General features: G+C 72.9%; 17 protein-coding genes and 6 pseudogenes. 7 read left to right on the top strand and 16 right to left on the bottom strand.

From position 1 onward, the window contains the following. Positions 1–990: an LLM class flavin-dependent oxidoreductase gene (locus tag MTP03_RS10315; protein WP_248491827.1), complete on the top strand. Its 990-nt coding sequence runs from the start codon at positions 1–3 to the stop codon at positions 988–990. Here MTP03_RS10315 and MTP03_RS10310 read toward each other — a convergent pair. The 15 genes and pseudogenes from MTP03_RS10310 to MTP03_RS10245 all read right to left on the bottom strand — a co-directional run bounded on the left by MTP03_RS10310 (position 987) and on the right by MTP03_RS10245 (position 16,078). Then, entirely contained in the window at positions 987–2,375 is a 1,389-nt protein-coding gene (locus MTP03_RS10310) for a class I adenylate-forming enzyme family protein (RefSeq protein WP_248491826.1), read from the bottom strand. The genes MTP03_RS10315 and MTP03_RS10310 overlap by 4 nt on opposite strands. Continuing rightward, a complete protein-coding gene (locus MTP03_RS10305) occupies positions 2,303–2,611 on the bottom strand; it encodes an AMP-binding protein (RefSeq protein ID WP_248491825.1) in 309 nt (102 codons plus the stop codon). Before MTP03_RS10305 ends, MTP03_RS10310 begins: the two co-directional genes overlap by 73 nt. A gap of 55 nt (positions 2,612–2,666) precedes the next feature. Further along, positions 2,667–3,967 (bottom strand): annotated as a pseudogene (locus MTP03_RS10300) (LLM class flavin-dependent oxidoreductase). Between the two features lie 34 nt (positions 3,968–4,001). After that, positions 4,002–5,027, bottom strand: a pseudogene (locus MTP03_RS10295) (MsnO8 family LLM class oxidoreductase). Continuing rightward, positions 5,027–5,485 (bottom strand): hypothetical protein, encoded by a 459-nt coding sequence (locus MTP03_RS10290; protein WP_248491824.1) that lies wholly within the window; start codon positions 5,483–5,485, stop codon positions 5,027–5,029. Before MTP03_RS10290 ends, MTP03_RS10295 begins: the two are co-directional and overlap by 1 nt. Positions 5,486–6,186: 701 nt before the next feature. After that, entirely contained in the window at positions 6,187–7,875 is a 1,689-nt protein-coding gene (locus MTP03_RS10285; protein ID WP_248491823.1) for an alpha/beta-hydrolase family protein, read from the bottom strand. A gap of 143 nt (positions 7,876–8,018) precedes the next feature. After that, positions 8,019–8,336, bottom strand: coding sequence for an A24 family peptidase (locus MTP03_RS10280; RefSeq protein ID WP_248491822.1), 318 nt, complete (start codon positions 8,334–8,336; stop codon positions 8,019–8,021). Continuing rightward, positions 8,234–8,833, bottom strand: a complete 600-nt coding sequence (locus MTP03_RS10275; protein WP_248491821.1) for a thioesterase family protein — start codon at positions 8,831–8,833, stop codon at positions 8,234–8,236. The genes MTP03_RS10280 and MTP03_RS10275 overlap by 103 nt, the downstream gene beginning before the upstream one ends. After that, positions 8,830–9,642 carry a shikimate dehydrogenase gene (locus tag MTP03_RS10270; RefSeq protein WP_248491820.1) on the bottom strand — a complete coding sequence of 271 codons (813 nt, stop codon included), beginning with the start codon at positions 9,640–9,642 and terminating at the stop codon, positions 8,830–8,832. Before MTP03_RS10270 ends, MTP03_RS10275 begins: the two co-directional genes overlap by 4 nt. Next, a complete protein-coding gene (locus tag MTP03_RS22750) occupies positions 9,639–10,040 on the bottom strand; it encodes an endolytic transglycosylase MltG (RefSeq protein WP_256465258.1) in 402 nt (133 codons plus the stop codon). Before MTP03_RS22750 ends, MTP03_RS10270 begins: the two co-directional genes overlap by 4 nt. After that, on the bottom strand, positions 10,010–11,011 hold the full coding sequence (locus MTP03_RS22745) for an endolytic transglycosylase MltG (RefSeq protein ID WP_256465257.1): 1,002 nt from the start codon (positions 11,009–11,011) through the stop codon (positions 10,010–10,012). The genes MTP03_RS22750 and MTP03_RS22745 overlap by 31 nt, the downstream gene beginning before the upstream one ends. Then, a complete protein-coding gene (gene ruvX, locus MTP03_RS10260; protein WP_256465256.1) occupies positions 11,008–11,496 on the bottom strand; it encodes a Holliday junction resolvase RuvX in 489 nt (162 codons plus the stop codon). The genes MTP03_RS22745 and ruvX overlap by 4 nt, the downstream gene beginning before the upstream one ends. Before the next feature lie 2 nt (positions 11,497–11,498). Continuing rightward, positions 11,499–14,169, bottom strand: a pseudogene (alaS, locus tag MTP03_RS10255) (alanine--tRNA ligase). A gap of 102 nt (positions 14,170–14,271) precedes the next feature. Beyond that, positions 14,272–15,641: pseudogene (locus tag MTP03_RS10250) on the bottom strand (replication-associated recombination protein A). Further along, on the bottom strand, positions 15,638–16,078 hold the full coding sequence (locus tag MTP03_RS10245) for a hypothetical protein (RefSeq protein ID WP_248491819.1): 441 nt from the start codon (positions 16,076–16,078) through the stop codon (positions 15,638–15,640). Before MTP03_RS10245 ends, MTP03_RS10250 begins: the two are co-directional and overlap by 4 nt. Before the next feature lie 212 nt (positions 16,079–16,290). On the opposite strand from MTP03_RS10245, the gene MTP03_RS10240 reads away from it, so the two are divergent. Next, positions 16,291–16,485 (top strand): hypothetical protein, encoded by a 195-nt coding sequence (locus MTP03_RS10240; protein WP_248491818.1) that lies wholly within the window; start codon positions 16,291–16,293, stop codon positions 16,483–16,485. 272 nt (positions 16,486–16,757) lie between these two features. Here MTP03_RS10240 and MTP03_RS10235 read toward each other — a convergent pair whose 3' ends face one another. After that, positions 16,758–17,063, bottom strand: coding sequence for a helix-turn-helix transcriptional regulator (locus MTP03_RS10235; RefSeq protein ID WP_248491817.1), 306 nt, complete (start codon positions 17,061–17,063; stop codon positions 16,758–16,760). Positions 17,064–17,115: 52 nt separating this feature from the next. Between MTP03_RS10235 and MTP03_RS10230 the strand changes: the two genes are divergently transcribed. The 5 genes and pseudogenes from MTP03_RS10230 to MTP03_RS23625 all read left to right on the top strand — a co-directional run. Beyond that, positions 17,116–18,699, top strand: a complete 1,584-nt coding sequence (locus tag MTP03_RS10230; RefSeq protein ID WP_248491816.1) for an ABC transporter substrate-binding protein — start codon at positions 17,116–17,118, stop codon at positions 18,697–18,699. After that, positions 18,696–19,720: pseudogene (locus MTP03_RS10225) on the top strand (ABC transporter permease). The gene MTP03_RS10230 and the pseudogene MTP03_RS10225 overlap by 4 nt, the downstream one beginning before the upstream one ends. Continuing rightward, the gene (locus tag MTP03_RS10220; protein ID WP_248491815.1) at positions 19,717–20,526 is read left to right on the top strand and encodes an ABC transporter permease; all 810 of its coding nucleotides are present in this window, start codon (positions 19,717–19,719) and stop codon (positions 20,524–20,526) included. The pseudogene MTP03_RS10225 and the gene MTP03_RS10220 overlap by 4 nt, the downstream one beginning before the upstream one ends. Continuing rightward, positions 20,523–21,251, top strand: a complete 729-nt coding sequence (locus tag MTP03_RS10215) for an ATP-binding cassette domain-containing protein (RefSeq protein ID WP_248491814.1) — start codon at positions 20,523–20,525, stop codon at positions 21,249–21,251. The genes MTP03_RS10220 and MTP03_RS10215 overlap by 4 nt, the downstream gene beginning before the upstream one ends. After that, a pseudogene (locus tag MTP03_RS23625) lies at positions 21,137–21,376 on the top strand (hypothetical protein); the annotation flags it as partial. The gene MTP03_RS10215 and the pseudogene MTP03_RS23625, both read left to right, overlap by 115 nt. Positions 21,377–21,441 lie beyond the last annotated feature (65 nt).

Below are 21,441 nucleotides of genomic sequence, written 5' to 3'. Positions count from 1 at the left end.
GTGGCGATCGAGTCGCTCGCCTTCCTCACGCCGGGCAACTACCCCGACGACGATCCCGCCGCCGGCCTGGAGGACACACTGCGGCTCATCGAGTTCGGCGAACGCCTGGGCTACCGGGGCGCGTGGGTGCGCCAACGCCACCTGGAGCACGGGATCTCCTCCGCCGCCGTCTTCCTCGGAGCGGCGTCGCAGCGCACGTCCACGATCGAACTGGGCACCGCGGTCATCCCGATCGGCTACGAGACCCCCTTCCGGCTGGCGGAGGACCTGTCGCTCGCGGACGCCCTGTCCCATGGCAGGCTGCAGCCGGGCTTCTCCACCGGGATGCCGCACGCGGATCTGCTCGCCGACGCGGTCTTCGACGGTGACTGGCGGACGTACGAATTCGGTCACGCGCGGGTGGCGCGCACCGTCGAGCACCTGCGCGGCGCGTACCTCGGCGACGAGGACGCGCGGATCGAATCCCCGGGTAACGTGCAGCGCCCGCGCCTGCAGCCGCACGCGCCGGGCCTCGCCGACCGCTGTTGGTACGGGGGAACGTCACTGGGCTCGTCGCGGTGGACCGGCGAGGCCGGCCTGCACCTGCTCACCGGCAACATAGTCTCGGCGGCCGGGACCGACTCCGACGATTTCGGCACGGTCCAGGCGGCGCTGATCGACGCGTTCCGTGCCGCGGGCGGGGCGGGTAAGCGTGTGGCCGTGGGCCGAGTGATCGTGCCGACCGACAGCGCCGACCGCACCACCGCTGCGCGCTACCGCGAGTACGCGCGCTCCCGGTACGACCGCACCCGGAAGGCGCACGGCGACAAGCGCACTCTGTTCGCGGAGGATCTCGTGGGACCGATCGCCGAGATCGCGGAACGCCTCGCCGCCGACCCCGCGTTCTCCCCGGAATCCGGCCCCGTCACCGAGCTGCGTCTGGAACTGCCGTACGAGTTCGACGTCCGGGAATACGAGCAGATCCTCACCGACGCACGCGGTCTGCTCTAAGTGTGGGTCGCGCGCAGCGTGCGGACCAGGTTCTTCTGGATCTTGCCGGTCGCGGTCTTGGGCAGGGCGTCGACGAACACGATCTCCTTGGGCGCCTTGAAACCCGCGAGGTTCTGGCGTGCGTACTCGAGCAGCGCGTCACCGTCGGCCTCACCCGACGGTGCGGTCACGACGAAGGCGGTGACCGCCTCGCCCCAGTGCTCGTGCGGCGTACCGACGACGGCGACCTCGGCGACGGCGTCGTGGCCGAGCAGGACGCGTTCGACCTCCACCGAGGAGACGTTCTCGCCGCCCGACTTGATGATGTCCTTGGCGCGGTCGGTGAAGTAGACGACACCCTCGTCGTCGAGGTAGCCGATGTCGCCACCGTGGAACCAGCCGTGCGCGAAGGCCTCCGCGTTGGCGGCGGGGTTGTTCCAGTAGCCCTCCATGAGTTGCGGCGAGCGGTACACGATCTCGCCGACCTCGCCGGGCGGGAGGAGGGCACCGCCCTCGCCCATGACCGCGACGTCGGTGGAGACGGTGGCGGGGCCCCACGAGTCGTCCTTGACGCCCTGGTGACCGGCCCACTGGAGCTCCGAAGCCGGCGTCGTCTCGGTCTGGCCGGAGCCGAGAATGATCGCGGCGGAGGCGAACCGGGCGCGCAGCGCCGCGAGGAGTTCGGCCGGCATCGGCGCCATCGCGTACATGCCCGCGACGAGGAACGAGGTGTTCTCGTCGTTCAGTTCGGGCCGGGCCAGCAGGGCGGCCCACATCATCGGCAGCAGGGTGATGTGCGTGACGCGGTGGTCGACGAAGGCCCGCGCCAGCTTCTCGGGGTCGAATCCCCGCAGCAGCACCGCAGTTCCGCCGGTGATGAGTGTCGGCATCATCAGCGCGTCGAGCGCGGTGACGTGGAAGAGCGGCAGCGCGATCGGCTGGACCACGGGCACGGTGTCCGGGCGCAGACCAAGGCCCACCGCAGAGGACAGCGCCGAGATGTGCACCGCCACATGGCTGGTGACCACGCCCTTCGGGCGCGCGGTGGTACCGGAGGTGTACAGGCAGTGCAGCACGTCGCGGTCCTCGACGATCGTCTCGACAACGGAGTCATCCGGATCGAACAGGTCCGCCAGCGGGCCCGACGGTACGCCGCCCACCTCCGCGGGCAGTACCCCGCCGCCGTTGGCCACGAGGTGCACGGCCTCGACCCGGTGGTCGGCTGCGTCGAGCGCTGCGGCGAGGGCCGGGGCGAAGACGTCCTCGCTGATGACGGCGCGGACGCCGCTGTCGGCGAGCTGGTAGGCCACGTCACCCGGCGCGAGCAGCAGGTTCAGCGGCATGGCCACCACGCCGAGCTTCGCGCACGCGAACAGCGAGACCACGAACTCCCAGCGGTTCTGCATCTGCAGCGCGATCGCGTCGCCGCGCTGGTACCCCGCGCCCGCAGGCCGCGGGCCAGGGCGTTCGCGCGGGACTCGAGCTCGCGGTACGACACGCTCTCCGCGCCGTCGACGAGCGCGATCCGGTCGCCGAAGGAGCGGGCCCCGCGGGTGGGCAGATCGCCGATGCACACCCGGTGGGTGAGGTTGACCACCAGAGGGTCGACGCCGGACAGGTCGGGACGCATACCGAGGCTCATGGCCGCACGGTAGTTCCTCCGACCTGCGGCCGCCACCGATTCCGGTGACTATTCGCTAACCCACTCGCCGGGCGGGGGCGGCACCGTCGGGCCGCGGCAGCGCGAGGTGCTCGCGGAGCGTCGCTCCCTCGTACTCGGCGCGGAACGCGCCCCGCTCCTGCAGCAGCGGCACCACCCGGTCGATGAACTCGTCGAGCCCGGTCGGGGTGAGGTGCGGTACCAGGATGAAGCCGTCGGCGGCGTCGGCCTGGACGAAGGTGTCGATCTCGTCGGCCACGGCCTGCGGGGTGCCCACGAACTGCGGCCGCGTGTTGAGCTCGATCACGAGCTCGCGGATGGAGAGTCCGCCGGCCTCGGCGCGCTCACGGTACGTCGCGACGATCTCCCGCGGATCCGCGTGCAGCACCCGGCCCTGGACGGCCGGGGCGTCGAAGACCGGCTCGACGTCGGGCAGCGGACCGTCGGGGTCGAAGGACTGCAGCTCCCGGCCCCACACCTGCTCGAGGAAGTTCAGCGCGGTCTGCGGGCTCACCTGCCGGCGCCGGATGTCGCGGGCCTTCTCCTGCGCCTCGGCGGTCGTGTCGCCGACGACGGCGGCGGCGCCGGGGAAGACCTTGAGGTGGTCCGGGTTGCGCCCGCGGTCGGCGGCGCGGCGCTTGACGTCGGCGTAGAACGCTCGGCCGCTCTCGAGCGAGCCGTGCCGGGTGAAGATCGCGTCCGCCTGCGCCGCCGCGAAGTCGCGCCCCTCGCCGGAGTCGCCCGCCTGCAGCAGCACCGGGTGCCCCTGGGGCGCGGGCGGGAGCGGAGCCGCGCCACGCACGTCGAACTGCGCGCCGTGGTGCACGATCTCGCCGCTGCTCCAGCCGTCCCAGAATCTGCGCGCGACGGTGACGAACTCGTCGGCGCGGCGGTACCTGTCGGCGTGGGCGAGGTACCCGCCGCGGCGGAAGTTCTCGCCCGTGAAGGCGTCGAGCTCGTCACCATGTTCCACGCGGCGCGGCCGCCGCTCAGGTGGTCGAGGGTCGCGAATTGCCTGGCCACGTCGAAGGGCTCGTTGAAGGTCGTGTTGATGGTGCCGGCGAGACCGATGCGCTCGGTGACGGCGGCCAGCGCCGCGAGCACGGTGAACGTGTCCGGACGGCCGACGACGTCGAGGTCGTGGATGCGACCGAGGTGCTCGCGCAGCCGCAGCCCCTCTGCGAGGAAGAAGAAGTCGAACTTCGCGCGCTCGGCGGCGCGGGCGAGGTGGACGAAGGAGTCGAACTCCACCTGACTGCGCGCCGCGGGGTCCGACCACACGGTGTTGTGATTGACGCCCGGGAAATGCGCCGCGAGATGGATCGACTTGCGCTGCACCCCTCCCGAACTGGCACGTCCGAATACCGTGTCGTCACAACAGTCCCCATTCCTTGGCGAGCAGTTCGTGGCTGCGCAGTCGCGCGGCGTGATCGTGCGTCACCGACGTGATCACCAGCTCGTCGGCCCCGGTGCGCTCGACGAGCGCGCGCAACCCGTCCGCGACGCGGCCGGGCCCGCCGACGAACTGCGTCTCGGTGCGGTCCGCGACCGCGGCCCGGTCCGGCGCTGTCAGCCCCGCGCTGTCGCGCGGATACGGTGCCGCCCCCGTCCCGAACCGGATCGAGTGCACCCAGGCGGAAACCGGCCGCTAGATCCACGGCGGCCGCATCGGTCTCGGCGACGACGACGTCCGCGCTCACCACGAGGTGCGGCCGTGCCAACCGCTCCGACGGCACGAACGCGTCCCGGTACGCCTGCGCTGCCTCCACGGTGGTGGAGGGGCTGACGTGGTAGTTCGCGACGAAGGGCAGGCCGCGGGCGCCGGCGAGCCGCGCGCTTTCCCCGCGCTACTGCCGAAGATCCACACAGGCGCGTTCTGCGCCGCCTCGGCGACCGGGGAACGCAGCGAACGGCCTCCGGCGCGATACGTGCCGCCCACCAACGCCAGAACGTCCTCGACCTGTCGCGAGTAGCTCGGCGGTTCCGCCTTCGGGTGGTAGAGCTGCTCGTAGCCGGCGACGATCGCGGGGTTCGGCGCGGGCGCTCCCGGCGGGGGCGTCCGCAGGCGCTGGCCCGTCCGGCCGAGGCCGATGTCCACCCGTCCGGGATGGAGCGCCGCGAGCACGCCGAACGCGTCGGCGACGGCGGGTGCGGTGGTGAAACCGATGAGTACGGCGGCGGAGCCCACCCGGATGCGGTGGGTGGCCGCCAGGATCTCACCGATCAACACGACCGGGGCCGCGCTGGCGACGTGGGCGAAGTGGTGCTCGGCCACCCAGTACCGCCCGTAGCCCCAGTCCTCGGCGCGGCGCGCCAGATCCAGAGTGTTGCGCAGCGCATCGCCGACGGTGCCGCCCGCGGGGATCGGCGCGAGGTCCAGGACGTTCAGCCCGGTCATCAGGCCCCCCTCACGGCGACGAAACGGTTGACCGCTGGTGCGAGGCCGAGGACCTCGCGGAGCGTTCCTGCCCGAGGCGCGCCGGGCAGCAGAGGCGTGAAGGCCGCGCGGATCCTGGGCAGGTCGACGGCGTTGACGCCGGGACGGAGCCGCGCACCGTCGAAGCCGAGGGACTGCCACCCGGAGACGGTGCGCGCCAGCGACTCCCCCGTCCCGGCGAAGACGAGCGTGTCGTCGTCCGCGGGTTCGCGGCGATCCAGCTTCTCGATACGGCGCTGCGCGGTCCGCGCGGAGTCGGCGAGGTGGACGGTGACGTCGACGAGGAGAAGCGAGACGCCGGCGGCGCGGAGACGTCGCGCGGTGTCTGCGAGCTCCGCGTCGGGCGCGGCGGGAACGATCGCGACGTCCGCGTCGGCGGCGACGGACTCCGCAGCGGCGTCGGTGACGCGGACGATCACCGGCGGCCGCCCCTGCGGGGCCGGGGCGTGATCGACGGCCCCTTCACCGCGAAGTTCTCTCCCCGGAAGTCTATGTAGTGCAGGCGGTCCCGGTCGATGAACCGCCCGGTCTCGGCGTCCTTGACGATCGCGTCGTCCTCCCAGCTGTCCCACAGGTCGCGCAGTACGGCGATGTACTCGCGCGCCTCTGCGGCGCGGCTGCGCTCGTCCTGCGGCGCCTTCCGGCCGAAGAGCGCGGCGTCCCCGCGGCCCCCGTGGTGGCCGGGAGCACCCCGCGCGGCCCCCGCTCACGTAGTCGAGCGTCGCGATCGCCTTGGAGGCGTGGAAGGGCTCGGTGTGGGTGGCAGTCACGGTGGCCACCAGGCCGATCCGCGGGACCGACGGTGCCACCCGCGCCGCGAGCAGCACGGCGTCGAAGCGACCGCTGAGGCGGTCGCGGGCGGTGAGGGTGAACGAGTCCTCGAAGGTCACGAAGTCGGCGGCGGCCGCCTCGCGGAGCGGGCCAGCCCAACCCAGTGCTCCGCGGAGGTGGCCTCCAGTGGGTCCGCACCGACCTCCGCGAACGCTGCGGGATGCCAGCCGAACGGCTCCAGGGCGATCCCGAGGACAGGGCGTGTGGTAGGCGCGGTCACGGATTCGACGGTAGGCCGCGCGATTTCGTCTGTGACCCCTTGCGCTCACCGTGGATGCAAGGGAATCGCTCAGGGAAGGCGCCCGTTCATGGCGTCTTCGATCCGCTGCACGGTGGCATGGGGCAGTCGTGAGTCGAGGATGTCGCGCCACAGCCAGACCGCGTCGGGACCGAAGGAGTGCCCGAATCCATCGGGCACCTCGGCCGAGAACACCATGTCCAGGGTGATCTGCCAGAACGAGACGACGGGAAGCCAGCGCATCTTCGGGTCCACGTCGGGTCCGAGCGGCTCGCGCAGCCAATCGGGCCGCTGGTACAGCAGCTGCCAGTTCCACCAGGTGATCGGGTCGCTCGCGTGCTGCCAGTAGACGATCCTCGGGAACCGCCACTCCGTGTTCGGGTCGTGCAAGTCCTGAACGCGGGAAGCGAACCGGATGTTGCGGCCGGCGTCGACGACCGGCAGCCGCTCGTACGATCCCGGGTCGCGCGACTGCGTGAGTCCTCGCCAGGGCTCCGCGAAGTTGGGCGTCCCGACCATCAGCGCACCGTCGACCTGGGCCAGCATGTCGGCGGCGTCCGAGAACGCGCCCTGCCCGCCGTAGCTGCCGAGGCTCTCGCCGAACACCACCAGCTTGGGACGGGAACCCGCGGGCAGCTGCTCCCAGCGGGCGCGGACCGCACTGAACAGAGCCTTCCCGGCATCGAGCGGCGGTTGCCGGTCCGCGACGAAGGAGAGCGCGCTCGGCAGGAACGAGTACTGCATCGCGGCGATGGCCGTATCGCCGCCGTTCACGAACTCGAACGACGTCGCGACGTTGGGGTTGATCCAGCCGCGACCAGTGGTGGTGACGACGGCGAGCACCTTCCGTTCGAATGCGTGGGTGCGTTCGAGTTCTGCCACCACCCGCGCCGCGACGCCGTCGACGGAGTCCGCCGAGACGCGCCCGGCGTACACCCGGATCGGTGTCTTCGCCGGCGTGGCTATGACCTGGGAGATCCGGTCCGCGCTCGGACCGCCGGCGACGAACGTCCGGCCCTCGCGGCCGAGCGAATCCCAGGGCTCGTGCGATGCGGCCGACCCGCTCCGCTCCGGCGCCGTCGGCTGCTCGACCCCGTCCGGGGTGCTCTTGTCGGTCAGCTCCGCCGTGCCCTGTGCGGCGCCGATGACGCCGCGGTCGACGATTCCCTGGACGGTGAGGACCAGCAGCACCGCCACCAGCACGAGCGAACCGGCCGCTGCGATGGGCCGGGGCACCACGCGCAGCAGCGCGTTCCGCATCCAACGGCCCAGCACGCGGATCCCCCGGCCGATATGCAGGACGACCAGTGCGACGACGAGCGCGAGGGCGACGACGGCCGCGTACATCGGCCCCGGATCGCGCTCGATTCCCATCATGTCGCGGACGATCTGCTGCCAGTCGTGGCCGATCACGGTGAGGACCGGGACGGTCACCACGGCCGCGGCGGCGAGCACGCACCACCCGATCCGGCGCAGGCGGCCCGACCAGCGGGGACGGATCCCGGCCGCCCGCGCCAGCGCCTGGACCACCGCCCCGATCCCGTATCCGGCGACCACCGACAGCCCGGTGGCCACCGACTGCAGGTACCACGGCCGCGGCAGTAGTGACGGTGTCATCGACCACCCGAAGAAGACGATCACGAGCACCAGCCCCACGGGTGAGAAGCGCTGCAGCCGGTGTCGTACGACCGTCGCGAACCCCTTGCGGGCGGCCGCATCCGACGATGTCCGATCGCTCATGTGAACCTCCCGTGCTCCCACCGCGGTCACCGGAACGACGCCGATGAGCGAACACTACACGGGGACTTCACGCGTTTGCCGGCGAGCCGGGTCGCCCCTGACTCACACCGCCGCGACGAGAGCCACGGCAACCGCCGCGGCGATCATCGTCGGTCCGTGGGGCGCGGTGCGGTCACGCGCGAGCAGCACCCACGCGAGCGTGAGCAGCTGCGCGCCGAGGATCGCGAGGAGCACCGCGGGGACACCACCGCACCAGGCGACGGCGGCGCGAGCGCAGGCGCCAGCTTCACGTCGCCGGCGCCCATGCCGCGGGCGAGGAAGGCGGCGCCGTTCACTGCGGTCCACAGGACCGCCCCGATCAGCGGGGCGGGGGCACCGTCGAACCAGGTCCAGAGCGAACCGAGGACGGCGACGCACGCCGCGGGCAGGGTGAGCACGTTCGGAAGGCGGCGTTCACGCACGTCGAACCAGCACAGCGCGGCGCACCACACTGCGAGCAGTACCAGGATCGATCCCCCGAAGAGCCCCCACTCCACGGGGCCAGTGTGTCAGGCCTGCAACGCCTCGCGCAGCGCATCGGGATCGGGATCGAACCGGAGCCGTCCGTGGCGATCACCGCGTACACGATGCGCCCGGCGACGGCTTCGGTCGGCTCCTCGGCGTCGAGGTCGGTGACGAAGACGAACTCGATCGTGAAGCTCTTGGTCCCGATCCGCCCGGTCCGCATGACCAGCTCGGTATCGCCCTCGTCGGTCAGCCCGGCCGCGTAGTCGAGCTCGACGTGCACCACCTGCGAGTCGTAGCCGGCGGCGAGCATCACCTCGTACGGCGTGCCCCGGTCGGCGTAGAACTCGCCGATCGCCGTGTCGACGTAGCCGAGGTACCACATGTTGAACATGACGCCCTGGCGGTCGATCTCGTAGTACCGCGGCCGGAACCGGTAGCGGAAGTCCGTCATGACACCTCCCTGGACGCGGCCAGTGCAGCCGCCATCGCCTCCCGCGGCGCGGGCCTGCCGGTGAACCACTCGGCCTGACGGTACGCCGGTGCAGCAGCATCGTCAGGCCGCCGGCGGTGCGCGCCCTTGGACTCGGCGGCAGCCACGAGCAGCGTGGGCCACGGGTCGTAGGCCACATCGGCGACGGCCGGGGCGGCCGAGGACAGCGCGTCCATCAGCGGGAAACCGTCGGGCTGGGCGGAACCGGGCAGCGTCGAGACGACGACGTCGGCCTGCGGCACGGCCGCCGCGGCGAGCGGCGCCCAGGCCGCGGTGAGCCCGAAGGTCTCGGCGGAGGCGAGCGCGCCCTGCGCCCGCTCCTCCGAGCGGGCGAGCACCGTCGTACCGGTGAAGCCGCGGTCCGCGAGCGCGGCGAACACCGGCCGCGCCGTGCCGCCCGCGCCGACGACGATCGCGGTGTCCCCCGCCGCCCCGCACTCGTCCAGCAGGCCGGCGGCACCGTCGACGTCGGTGCAGTCGGCGAGCCACCCAGACCCCGTGCGGACCAGGGTGTTGGCCGAGCCGACGGTGACCGCGCGATCCGTGCGCTCGTCGGCGAACTCCAGCGCGGCGAACTTGCCGGGCATGGTGACCGATAGGCCGACCCACTCGGGGCCGAGGCCGGCGACGAGGCCAGGGAGCGCCTCCGCGTCGCACTCGACGCGCTCGTACGTCCAATCGAGGCCGAGCGCCGCAAACGCGGCGTTGTGCAGGACGGGCGAGAGCGAGTGTGCGATCGGGGTTCCGAGGACGGCGGCGCGCCGCGTCACCGGCCGCATCCCACGGTGAGGAACTTGGTGTCGCACGCCTTCTGCCGGTTGCGCTCGTGCTGCGCGAAGTCGTCGGTGAACAGCGTGGTGCCCTTGTTGTCGACGGTGACGAAGTACAGCCACGGCCCGGGAGCGGGATTCTCGGTCGCGACCAGTGCGTCGGTGCCCACGGCGCCGATGGGAGTGGCGGGCAGGCCCGTCTTGGCGTAGGTGTTCCACTCGGTCTTCTTGAGCAGCTTCTCGCCCGCGACGTCGATGCCGGTCACGGCCTCGCCGTAGTTGACGGTGGAGTCCATCTCCAGCTTCTGGTTCTTGGCCAGCCGGTTGAGGATGACGCGGGCGACCTTCGGGTAGTCGTCGGCCTGGTTCACCTCGCGCTCGACGATGGAGGACGACACCAGCACCTCGTACGGCGCCAGCTTCGCCGCGGAGGTCCGGCTGGCGTTGAGCAGCCCCCGCCCTCGTACACGGTGGCCGATTCTGTGATGAGCTCTTTGAGGATCGACTGCGGCGTACCGGACGGGTCGATCTGGTCCCACACGCCGGGCGCGATGAGCCCCTCGAGCCGGCGGTGGTCGCCCTTGAGCCGGACGACGGTGGCGCTGGCCCACGAGGGCACGCCCAGGTCGGCGGCCGACGCGGTGGACGCCACCTTGACGAAGTCCGCCTTGGAGATCCTCTTCTTGACGCCGTTGACGGTGTGCGCCGTAGCCGCAGAGAGCTGCGTGAAGATGCCGGGCGCGACCTTGTTGTCCCGGCTGCGCTTGTCGTCGAGGACGGCGCCGGCCGGGACGTTGAGCATCCCGACCCGGTGCGTGCGCGCCGGATCGGCGAGCATCTGCACCACCTCGGCGGCCGGCATCGTCTTGCGCAGCTCGTAGTAGCCGGCCGAGATCGGCTTGTCGCCGGCCGCCCGGTTGAAGGCACCGACGGACTTCACGACGCCCGCGTCGAGAAGGTTCTGCGCGAAATCCGAGTTGTTCTGGCCCGTGATGTGGACGACGACCTCGGCGCCGGCCTGGCCCGCCGCGTAGTCCTCCGGCGCCGCCGAGCCGCCGAACAACGAGTGCCGCATCGGCCACAGGACCGCGCCGGCGACCACGAGGAAGACCACGACGAGCGAGAGCAGCGCGATCCGCCGCCGGCGCCGGACCTTCGCCTGCGGCGTCGCCCCGCCGCGCCGCTTGGGCGACCGCCCGCGCGGCGGCTTGGGCGGCTTCGACGGCGTGGCCGCCCTACGCCGCCGCGGCGCGGGATCGACGTCCTGGGCCACCACACGCTGGGGCTTCTGCTTACGGGGCGGCGGGGCGGCGCGGTGACGGCCGACCGACGCCGGCTGGGCGCGCTCGTTGTTCCACCCGTCGCTCACTGATCGACCTCCTCGGAGCCGGCGATCGGCCTCCGCTCATCGAGCCATCCCTGCAGGATGGCCACCGCGGCGGCCTGATCGATCACCGCTCGCTGCTGCTTGGCACGCACCCCATTGTCACGGAGCGCGCGCTGCGCGGTGACCGTGGTGAAACGCTCGTCTGTGAAACATACCCGCGGTGGCGTTGCGTTCCCACGACCCAATGCTCCGGCGAGCCGCCGGGCGAAAGCCTCCGCCATCCGCGCGGACGCTCCCTGCTCACCGCGCAGGGTGCGCGGCATCCCGACCACGATCTCGATCGCCTCGTAGTCCGCCACGAGTTGCACGATCCGCCGGAGGTCGGAGCCGTCCTTGGCCGCACGGACCGTCTCGACCGGGGTCGCGAGGACCCCGTCCGGGTCCGATACCGCCACGCCGATGCGGGCCTTGCCCACGTCGAGGGCCAGCCTGCGGCCCCGCTCCCAGGCCGGTTCCGGGCCACCCACCGTCAGGCGCCCACCGTCCGCGCGACATCTGCCCGGACGGCGGAGAGGGCACCGTCGATCCCGGAGGCGTCCGAACCCGCGCCCTGTGCCATGTCCGCCTTGCCGCCGCCGCGGCCGCCGACCGACGGGGCCGAAGCCTTGACCACGTCGCCCGCCTTGACGCCCAGGTCCTGGGCCGCGTCGTTGACCGCCACCACGAACGGGACCTTCTCGCCGTCGACGGCGAACAGGGCGATGACGGCGGGCTCGGCACCGAGGCGGCCCTTGAGCTGGGTGACCAGGCCGCGGAGCTCGCCCGCCGCGACGCCCTGCGGGGCCTTCGCGGCGACGAGCCGGACTGCGCCGACGCGCTCGGGCGACGAGGCGAGTTCGGCGAGCGCCGACAGCGCGGCCTGGGCGCAGCTTCTCCAGTTCCTTCTCCGCGTCCTTGAGGCGGGTGACCAGCGACTCGACGCGGGCCGGCACCTCCTCGGAGGGCACCTTGAGGGAGCTGGACAGCGCGGAGACGAGCGCGTGCTCCTTGGCGAGGTACTTCTGCGAGTCGAGTCCGACGTACGCCTCGACACGGCGTACGCCGGAGCCGACGGAGCTCTCGCCGAGCACGGTGACGGGGCCGACCAGGCCCGAGCTGGCGACGTGCGTGCCGCCGCACAGTTCCATCGAGAAGGGGCCGCCGATCTCGACGACGCGCACCCGGTCGCCGTAGTTCTCGCCGAACAGCGCCATCGCACCGCGCTGCTTGGCGGTCTCCAGGTCGGTGACATCGGTGTTGACCGCGTAGTCGGCCTGCACCGCCTCGTTGGTGACGCGCTCGATGTCGGTGCGCTGGTCCTCGGTGAGGCCGCCGGACCAGCGGAAGTCGAACCGCAGGTAACCGGGCTTGTTCAGCGAACCGGCCTGCACGGCGTTGGGGCCCAGCACCTGGCGGAGCGCGGCGTGGACGAGGTGGGTGCCGGAGTGGCCCTGCGTGCTGCCGTGGCGGTGGCCCGCGTCGACCTCGACCGTGACGGCGTCGCCCTCGGAGACCTCGCCCGCGGCGACGGTGCCCTGGTGTCGCCACAGCGTCTTGGCGATGCGCTGCACGTCGGTCACAACGATCTGCGCGCCGGCAGCCGTCGTGATGGTGCCGATGTCGGCCAACTGGCCACCGGCCTCGGCGTAGAGCGGGCTGCGGTCGAGCACGATCTCCACGTCGTCGCCCTGATGCACGACCGGTACGCGGACACCGTCGCGGACGAGGCCGAGGACCTGCGCGTCGGAGACCAGTTCGTCGAAGCCGGTGAATTCCGTGGGGCCGCGGTCGAGGAACTCGCGGAACACCGACAGATCGGCGAGCGCCGACTTGCGGGAGTTCGCGTCGTCCTTGGCGCGCTGACGCTGCTCCGCCATGAGCGCGCGGAAGCCGTCCTCGTCGACCGTGAGCCCGGCCTCGGAAGCCATCTCCAGCGTGAGGTCGATCGGGAATCCGTAGGTGTCGTGCAGCGTGAAGGCGTCGTCGCCGGAGAGCACCGTCTTCCCCGAGGACTTGGTGGAGTCGACGGCGTTGCCGAACAGCGTGGTGCCCTGCTCCAGGGTCTTGAGGAACGCCTGCTCCTCGCCGGTCGCGACGGTGCGGATCCGCTGCGCGTCGTCGGCGAGTTCGGGGTACGACGGCGTCATCGTCGAGATGACGGTGTCGACGAAGGCGCCCATGGACTCGCCGGTGGCGCCGAGCAGGCGGGCCGAGCGGACGACGCGGCGCAGCAGGCGACGCAGCACGTAGCCGCGGCCGTCGTTACCGGGGTTCACCCCGTCCTGAATGAGCATGACCGCGGTGCGGGTGTGGTCGGCGATGACGCGGAACAGACGGTCGTGTTCGGCGTCGCCGGCGTTGTAGCGCTGCCCGGTGAGCTCCTGCGCGCGGTCGATCACCGGGCGCAGCAGGTCGGTGTCGTAGACGTTGTCCACGCCCTGCAGCAGGAAGGCCACGCGCTCGACGCCCATGCCGGTGTCGATGTTCTTCTTCGGCAGCTCGCCGAGGATCTCGAAGTTCTCCTTGCCGCCGCCCTGGCCGCGCTCGTTCTGCATGAAGACGAGGTTCCAGATCTCGATGTAGCGGTCCTCGTCGGCCTCGGGGCCGCCCTCCACGCCGTACTCCGGACCGCGGTCGTAGAAGATCTCCGAGCACGGTCCGGCGGGGCCGGGGATGCCCATCGACCAGTAGTTGTCCTTCATGCCGCGGCGCTGGATCCGCTCGGGGACCTGTCCGACCTCGAGCCACAGGTCGCGGGCCTCGTCGTCGTCGAGGTAGACCGTCGACCACAGGCGCTCGGGGTCCATGCCGAAGCCGCCCTCGTCGACCGGGTTCGTCAACAGCGACCAGGCGAACCGGATCGCGTCGCGCTTGAAGTAGTCGCCGAAACTGAAGTTGCCGGCCATCTGGAAGAAGGTGTTGTGCCGCGTGGTGATGCCGACCTCTTCGATGTCCAGCGTGCGGACGCACTTCTGGATCGAGGTCGCGCGGTCGTAGGGCGGGGTCTGTTGGCCCAGGAAGAACGGCACGAACGGGACCATGCCCGCGATGACGAACAGCTGATTCGGATCGTTCAGGACCAGCGATGCGCTCGGCACCTGCGTGTGTCCGGCCTTGACGAAGTGGTCCGTGAACCGCTTCCGAATCTCATGGGTCTGCACTGTGGTCCTTCGCGTCCTCGACATGTGTTGCGACCCGACCACCCTACCGGCGCGCCGCGAGCCACGCACGTGCGTTGCCCGGCCGCGGTGACGTGGTGCCCTCTACCGACGCCTTAATATCCCCCGCAGCCGAGTTACCCGTGGGCCGATCTCCCGTTCGAAGCCGTGATCCGTGGGCCGGTAGTAGTCGGCGCCGACCAACTCGTCGGGCGGGTACTGCTGCGCCGCGACGCCGCCCGGGACGTGGTGCGGGTACACGTATCCCTGCGCGTTGCCCAACTTCTCCGCGCCCGCGTAGTGCCCGTCGCGCAGGTGCGGCGGAACGGCCCCGGCCTTACCCGCCGCGACGTCCGCCAGTGCCGCGCCGATCGCGGCGACGACGCCGTCGGACTTGGGGGCGCTGGCGAGATGGATGGTCGCCTGCGCGAGCGCGAGCCGCGCCTCCGGCATGCCGATCAGCTGCACCGCCTGCGCCGCCGCCGTCGCGACGAGCAGCGCCTGCGGATCGGCCATCCCGATGTCCTCGGAGGCGTGCACCACCAGTCGACGGGCGATGAACCGCGGGTCCTCGCCCGCCGCGATCATGCGGGCCAGGTAGTGCAGCGCCGCGTCGACGTCGGAGCCGCGGATCGACTTGATGAAGGCGCTGATCACGTCGTAGTGCAGGTCGCCCGCGCGGTCGTAGCGGACCGCCGCCGTGTCGATCGACGATTCGACCGCCTCGAGGGTGATCTCGTCGCCGCCCTCCCCCAGCGTGACGTCGGCGGCGGCCTCGAGCGCGGTGAGCGAGCGCCGGGCGTCGCCGCCCGCGAGGCGCACCAGGTGCTCGCGCGCCTCGGACGAGATGGTGAGCGCGCCGTCGTACCCGCGCGCGTCGGTGAGCGCGCGATCGATCAGCTCCGAGATGTGCGCCGGCTCCAGCGGGCGCAGCTGCAGGATCAGCGAGCGCGAGAGCAGCGGCGACACCACGGAGAAGCTGGGGTTCTCGGTGGTCGCCGCCACGAGCAGCACGACCCGGTTCTCGACGGCCGCGAGCAGCGCGTCCTGCTGCGCCTTGGAGAACCGGTGCACCTCGTCGATGAACAGCACGGTCTGCTCATCGACCAGCAGGCGCCGCCGCGCCAGCTCGATCACCGCGCGCACGTCCTTCACGCCCGCCGACAGCGCCGAGAGCGCCTCGAACCGGCGGCCCGTCGCTCCCGAGATCAGCGACGCGATCGTCGTCTTGCCGGTGCCGGGCGGGCCGTACAGGATCACGCTGGCGGCGCCGGCACCGTCGATCAGCCGCCGCAGCGGGTGCCCGGTCCCAGCAGGTGCTCCTGCCCGAGGACCTCGTCCAGGTCTCGGGGGCGCATCCGAACCGCGAGCGGGGTGCCCGCGTGTGTCGGCACGAACTCGACCGGCCCGCGGGACGACGGTGCCTCCGGTGGCGCGCCGAGGTCCCCGTCGTCACCGAACAGGGAGCCGGTCACAGCGCGCGGACCCGATCCGCGGCAGCGGCGGCGAAGTCGTGCACGCGCGGATCGGCCGCGGCGAGACGGTCCCAGCGGGCCGCGAGCTCGGCGTTCGACCATGCCGGCAGGCTGTCGAGGTGGCCGGCGTCGACCCGGCTGCCCGCGTCCAGGTCCAGCGCCCAGTAGGTGGCGAGGGTGAGCCACGCGAGCTTCGCTGTGGTCACATGGCGACGCAGCGCCACATCGTCGGCCAGGCGCGGCCACAGCCGCACCACCTCGGACCGCCACGCCTCCACGATCGCCACGTCGAGCTCGGTGGCGTGGCCGTCCTCGGTGCAGTCCGGATAGGTCAGCAGCACGTACGCCACGTCCAGCGCACCGTCGCGGAAGCCCGCCCATTCGTAGTCGAGGAAGCGCACCGCGCCGCCCACGACGTGCGTGTTGTCGGGCCCCACGTCCGACGGGCTGAACGCCCGGAAGGGCCCTCGGTGAACATCGCGACCGCCGCGTCGAGCACCGCGCGCGCCGCGTCGTCGACTCCCCCGACGACTTCGGGGACGACCTCCGCGGCACGGGCCGCCTCCCCCGCCACCGGGTCGTTCCGGGAATCGGTGTGCTCGCGCCGGGCGAGCGTCGAGAGGTCGCGTTCGCGACCGTAGGTTCCCGCGTGCATACGACCGAGCGCCTGGGCCCACGCGGACAGCACCGTCGCCGCGCCGGACGACGGCGTCCTGCGCAACCGGTCCGCCATCGTCTCACCCTCGCCGAGGTCCTGCAGCACAAGGATCCGCTCCTCGGCGTCGGACGCCAGCAGCTGGGGCCCGGCCGCGAGTCGACGGGAAGCGCGGTGGCGAACTTGTAGGCCGCGCCCTCGCGAGCGAACGCCTCCGAGTAGTCGCCCCGCCCGTGATCTGCGGCGCGCAGCTGGCTGATCACGACGGTGCGCGGCAGCAGCGGGTTGTTGTGCCGCACCTTCGCGCGCATCACCAGCGTGCGACCCGAGCCGCCCAGATCCTCCGGGTCGGCCAGCTCGACGGGTGCACCGACCCGGCGACTGAGCAGGCCCTCCACCGCGGTGAGGGCCGCATGTGTCGTCTCGTACCCCAGCGCGGCAACCATCACTCCCAACCTACCTCAGCCGCCGTGGGTGACGCCCAGGATGTCGTGCAGGATCCGGTGCACGATCACGTCCGACCGGAGGCGGTAGCGCACCGTCCGGCCGTCGCGCTCGGTGAGCACCCAATCGGCCTCGCGCAGCACCCGTAGCGCCTGCGACGCGGCGTTCTCGCCGACGTCGGCGCGCGCGGCCAGTTCGCGCACGCCGAGCCCGGGACGATCGTGCATGGCGATGATCAGCCGGAGCCGGGTGGCGTCGGACAGGAGCGCGAAGCGCGCCGCCCACGCGTCGGCGTCGAGGGCTCGAAGGTGATCGTCGGTCATGTCGCGCTCTCTCGTCTCACATCTGTCCAACCGAACAGATATGGTGCTCGGCATGCGCACGGCCCGCCGCACCGTCGGCCTCATTACAGCACTAGCACTGGCCGCGGCGGCGTGCTCGGCGGAGACCGGCGGCGCGGACGACCGGCTCGTACTCGCGGAGACCCAGCCGTTGGGCGGCTTCAACCCGCTCACCGGGTACGGCGAGCTCGGCGTCTCGCCGCTGTACGAGGGCCTGTACCGGCCCGAGGCACCGTCGGACGACCGGGTCCCGGACCTGCGGCCCGCACTCGCCGCCTCCGCCCCGGAGCGGATCGCGCCGCGCACCTGGCGGATCGCGCTGCGCGACGGCGTGACCTTCTCGGACGGGTCCGCCTTCGACGCCGCGGACGTCGTCGCGACGTACCGCGCCGCGCGCGATGAGAAGGTCGCCGCCGACATCGCGACCCACGTCGCGCCCGTCGAGGACGTGACCGCGGAGGGGCCGCGCACCGTCGTCGTGCGGACGGCGACGGACGGCGAGCCGACCCCGTACCTGCTGCTCGGCATCGTCCCGTCGGAACGGGTGGAGGCCCGCGCCGCGTCCGCGTGGGCGCTGAACCGCGAGCCCGTCGGCACCGGACCGTACCGGCTGGAGTCGCTCGCCACCGACCAGGCCGTCCTGGTGGCGCGCACCGACCGGCCCGGCGCGCAGATCCCGGCGGTCCGGCGCATCGTCTACACGCTGGTCCCCGACGACAACGCCCGCGCGCAGCGCGTGCGGGCCGGGGAGGTCGACGGTGCGCTGCTCCCGCCCCGCCTCGCCGCGTCGCTCGACGGGCGCGACGGGGTCCGCAGCGTGACCGTGAAGTCGGCCGACTGGCGCGGCGTCTCGCTGCCCGCGGGGAATCCCTTCACCGCCGATCCGGCCGCCCGGCGCGCGATGAACCTCGGCGTCGACCGCGCAGGCATCGTGAGCGGCGTTCTGGCGGGCGCCGGGGAGCCCGCGAGCACGCCGTACTCGTCGGTGTACGGCGCGGCGTACGACGCCGGCGCGCGGTTCGCGTTCGACGCCGGCGCGGCGCGGCGCACGCTCGACGACGCCGGGTGGGCCGCCGGCCCGGACGGGATCCGCACGCGCGGGGGCGACCGGGCGGCGTTCGACCTGCTGTACCCCGCCGCGGATTCGGTCCGGCGCGACCTCGCGGTGGCGTTCGCGGCGGCGATGAAGCCGCTCGGGATCGTGGTGACCCCACAGGGGAGCAGCTGGGACGACATCGAACGCCGGACGGGCGACGCCGCGATCCTGCTGGGCGGCGGTGAGACGCCGTTCAGCATCGACTCGCAGGGCTATGACGCGCTGCACACCCGCCTGCCGGACTCGTCGCCGTACAGCAACCCCGGGGACTTCACCGCGCCCGGCCTCGACGGCCTGCTCGACCGGGCGCGCGAGCTCTCGGCGGGGCCCGAGAAGGACGGGCTGTACCGGCAGGTCCAGGCCGCGTACACCGCGCAGCCGTCGGCCGTGTTCCTGGTGCACCTGCACCACACGTACGCGGTCCGCTCCGGCGGCTGGAGCACGCCCGCGCCGATCCTCGAGCCGCATTCGCACGGCGTGACCTGGGGTCCGTGGTGGAACCTGACGGCGTGGCGACGCTGACCCCCGAACGGGGCCTCCACCCGGGCACTCGGCCGGCGGGACGGCGGCGCCGGGGCCGGGCGGTCGCGCGGCTCCTCCTGGTGCGGCTGGCGGTGGCCGTGCCGCTGCTGGCGCTCGTCTCGCTCGCGCTGTTCCTGCTCGCCGACCTCTCGCCGTTCGACCCGCTGGCGTCGCTGCTCGGATCGAACTACCAGTCCGCGACGCAGTCTGGCGCGAGGCGGCCCGCGCGGCCCACGGCCTCGACGCGGGCTGGTTGTCCCTCTGGTGGCACTGGCTCGGCGGCCTAGCGGGCGGCGACCTCGGTTGGTCGTCCACGCAGGAGCGGCCCGTCGCCCGGGTGCTCGCAGAGGGCTCCCGTTCACCGTCGGGTTGTCGGCCGCGGCGCTGGTGTTCGCGACCGCGATCGCGCTGGTCCTGGGCGCGCTCGCGGGCATGCACCGGAGCGGCCCGCTGGACCGGGCCGTCAGCGGTGCCGCGACGGCACTCGCCGCCACTCCCCGTTCGTCGTGTCCCTGCTGCTGGTCGCCGTGTTCGCGGTGGGACTGCGGGCACTGCCCACGTCCGGCGCGCGAGCGCCGGGCGACCCGTACTCGGTGGGCGGGTTGGCCGCACACGCGGTGCTGCCGCTGCTGGCGCTCACGCTCTCCCAGGTCCCGTGGCTGGTGCTGTCGATGCGCGCCGCGGTACACGACGCGGTCGGGTCCGACGCCGTGCGCGGCGCCCGCGCCCGGGCGTGCGCGGCGGTCGGCTGCTCCGGGGCCACGTGCTGCCGGTCTCGGTGCTCCCCGCCCTCGCCCTGGTGGGGACGCGACTGCCGGAGGTGATCGCGGGCGCAGCGGTGGTCGAGGTCGTGTTCGGCTGGCCCGGCGTCGCCGCGGCGCTGGTGGATTCGGCTGCTGCCCTGGACTTCCCGCTGTTCGCCGCGCTGTCGCTGGGGGCCGCGGCGGCGGTGCTGCTGGGCTCCGCCCTGTCGGACGCCGCCGCGATCTGGCTGGACCCGCGGATCGAGCTGGCCGGATGAGGGCCCGGACCGCGACCCCGTGGGTCGTGCTCGGCGCGACCGTCGCCGTCGCGGTGCTGCTGCCCCTCGCGGCGGGACCGCAGACCGCCGACTTCGGGGCGGCGCTGCGCCCGCCCGGGCCCGGCGCGGTGCTGGGCACCGATCACGCGGGCTACGACCTGGCCGTGCGCACCGCGCAGGCGCTCCGGATCTCGCTGCTGCTGGCCGCGGTCTGCGCGGTGGTGTCCACCGTGATCGGGGCAGCGGTGGGGGCCGCCGCCGCGGGTTTCGGGGGCCGGCTCGACGCGATCGTGATGCGGCTGGTCGACGCGGTCAACGCGCTGCCGCACCTGGTGGTGGGCGTGGTGATCGCCGCGCTGTGGCGGGGCGATCCGGTCGCCATCGTGGCGTCCATCGCGCTGACGCACTGGCCTGCGGTGGCCCGGGTCGTGCGCGCCGAGCTGCTCGCCGCGACGTCCTCGGGCTGGGTGGAGTCGTCCCGGTTGGCGGGGGCGTCGACGGTGTTCGTGACGCGCCGCCACCTGCTCCCCGCGGTGACCGGCCAGGCGCTGGTGGCGGCCGTGGTGCTGCTCCCCCACGCGGTGTGGCACGAGAGCACACTGTCGTTCCTCGGGGTCGGACTGTCCCCGGACCGCGCGAGCCTCGGCGCGCTGCTGGGCCAGGCCCGCGGCGACGTCCTGGTCGGCGCATGGTGGACCCTCGCCGTGCCCGGCGCGGCCCTGGTGATCACGGCGCTCGCGTGCGCGGCGTGCGGGTCCGGCCTGCGCCGGCTCACCGCCGCCCCGACCCCGCAGGTGTGGCGATGACCGCCCGCGTGCGGGGCCTGACGGTCCGCGCCGGCGCGGCCACGGTGCTCGACTCCGTCGACCTGGCCCTCCCCGCCGGGACGGTGACCGCCCTCGTGGGCGAGTCCGGGTGCGGCAAGTCCCTCGTCGCGTCCGCGCTGTGCGGGCTGCTGCCGGCGGGCACCGTCGGGACCGGGGAGGTGACGGTGGCCGGCCGGGCGCTCGCCCCGCGGGACCCGGGGTGGGCACGGCTGCGCGGCCACGTGGTGGGCGTGGTCCCGCAGTCGCCGGCCACGTCGTTCACCCCCGTCCGGACGCTCCGCTCGCAACTCGCCGAGGTCGTGGGTGTGCTCTCCTCGCCGCACTCGCCGGCCGAGCTCTCGCTGGCCGCCGGCCTCGATCCCGACGCCCTCGACAAGTACCCGCACGAACTGTCCGGTGGCATGGTGCAGCGCGCCGCCGTGGCAGCGGCCGTCGCCGGGGAGCCCGCGGTGCTGCTGGCCGACGAGCCGACGTCGGCGCTGGATCCGGCCACTGCCCGCGGCGTGCTCGGGCTGCTGCGCGGACACGCGGACGCCGGCGCCGCGGTCCTGGTCATCACGCACGACCTGCCGGCGGTGCTCGCCGCCGGGTGCGAACAGCTGGCCGTGATGCGCGCCGGTACCGTCCTGGTCCAGGGCCCGCCCGCGGGGGTCGAACGCGGCGCCGACGCCTACACCGCCGCATTCTTCGAGGAGGTCGTGTGACATCGCCGATCCGCGCCCGGGGCATCGTCGTCCGCCGGGGCCGCGAGCGGGTGCTCCCCGGCATCGACCTCACCGTCGCGCCCGGGGCCGTCACCGGCGTGCTGGGCCCGTCGGGCTCCGGGAAGACGACGCTGCTGCGCGTCCTGGCCGGGCTGCTGCCTCCCGACGAGGGCACCGTCGACCACGGCGC

Source organism: Tsukamurella sp. PLM1 (assembly GCF_023168325.1).
Taxonomy (GTDB): Bacteria; Actinomycetota; Actinomycetes; order Mycobacteriales; family Mycobacteriaceae; genus Tsukamurella.
Note: the sequence above shows the minus strand (reverse complement) of the source record. Positions and strands in the feature narration are given on the sequence as shown.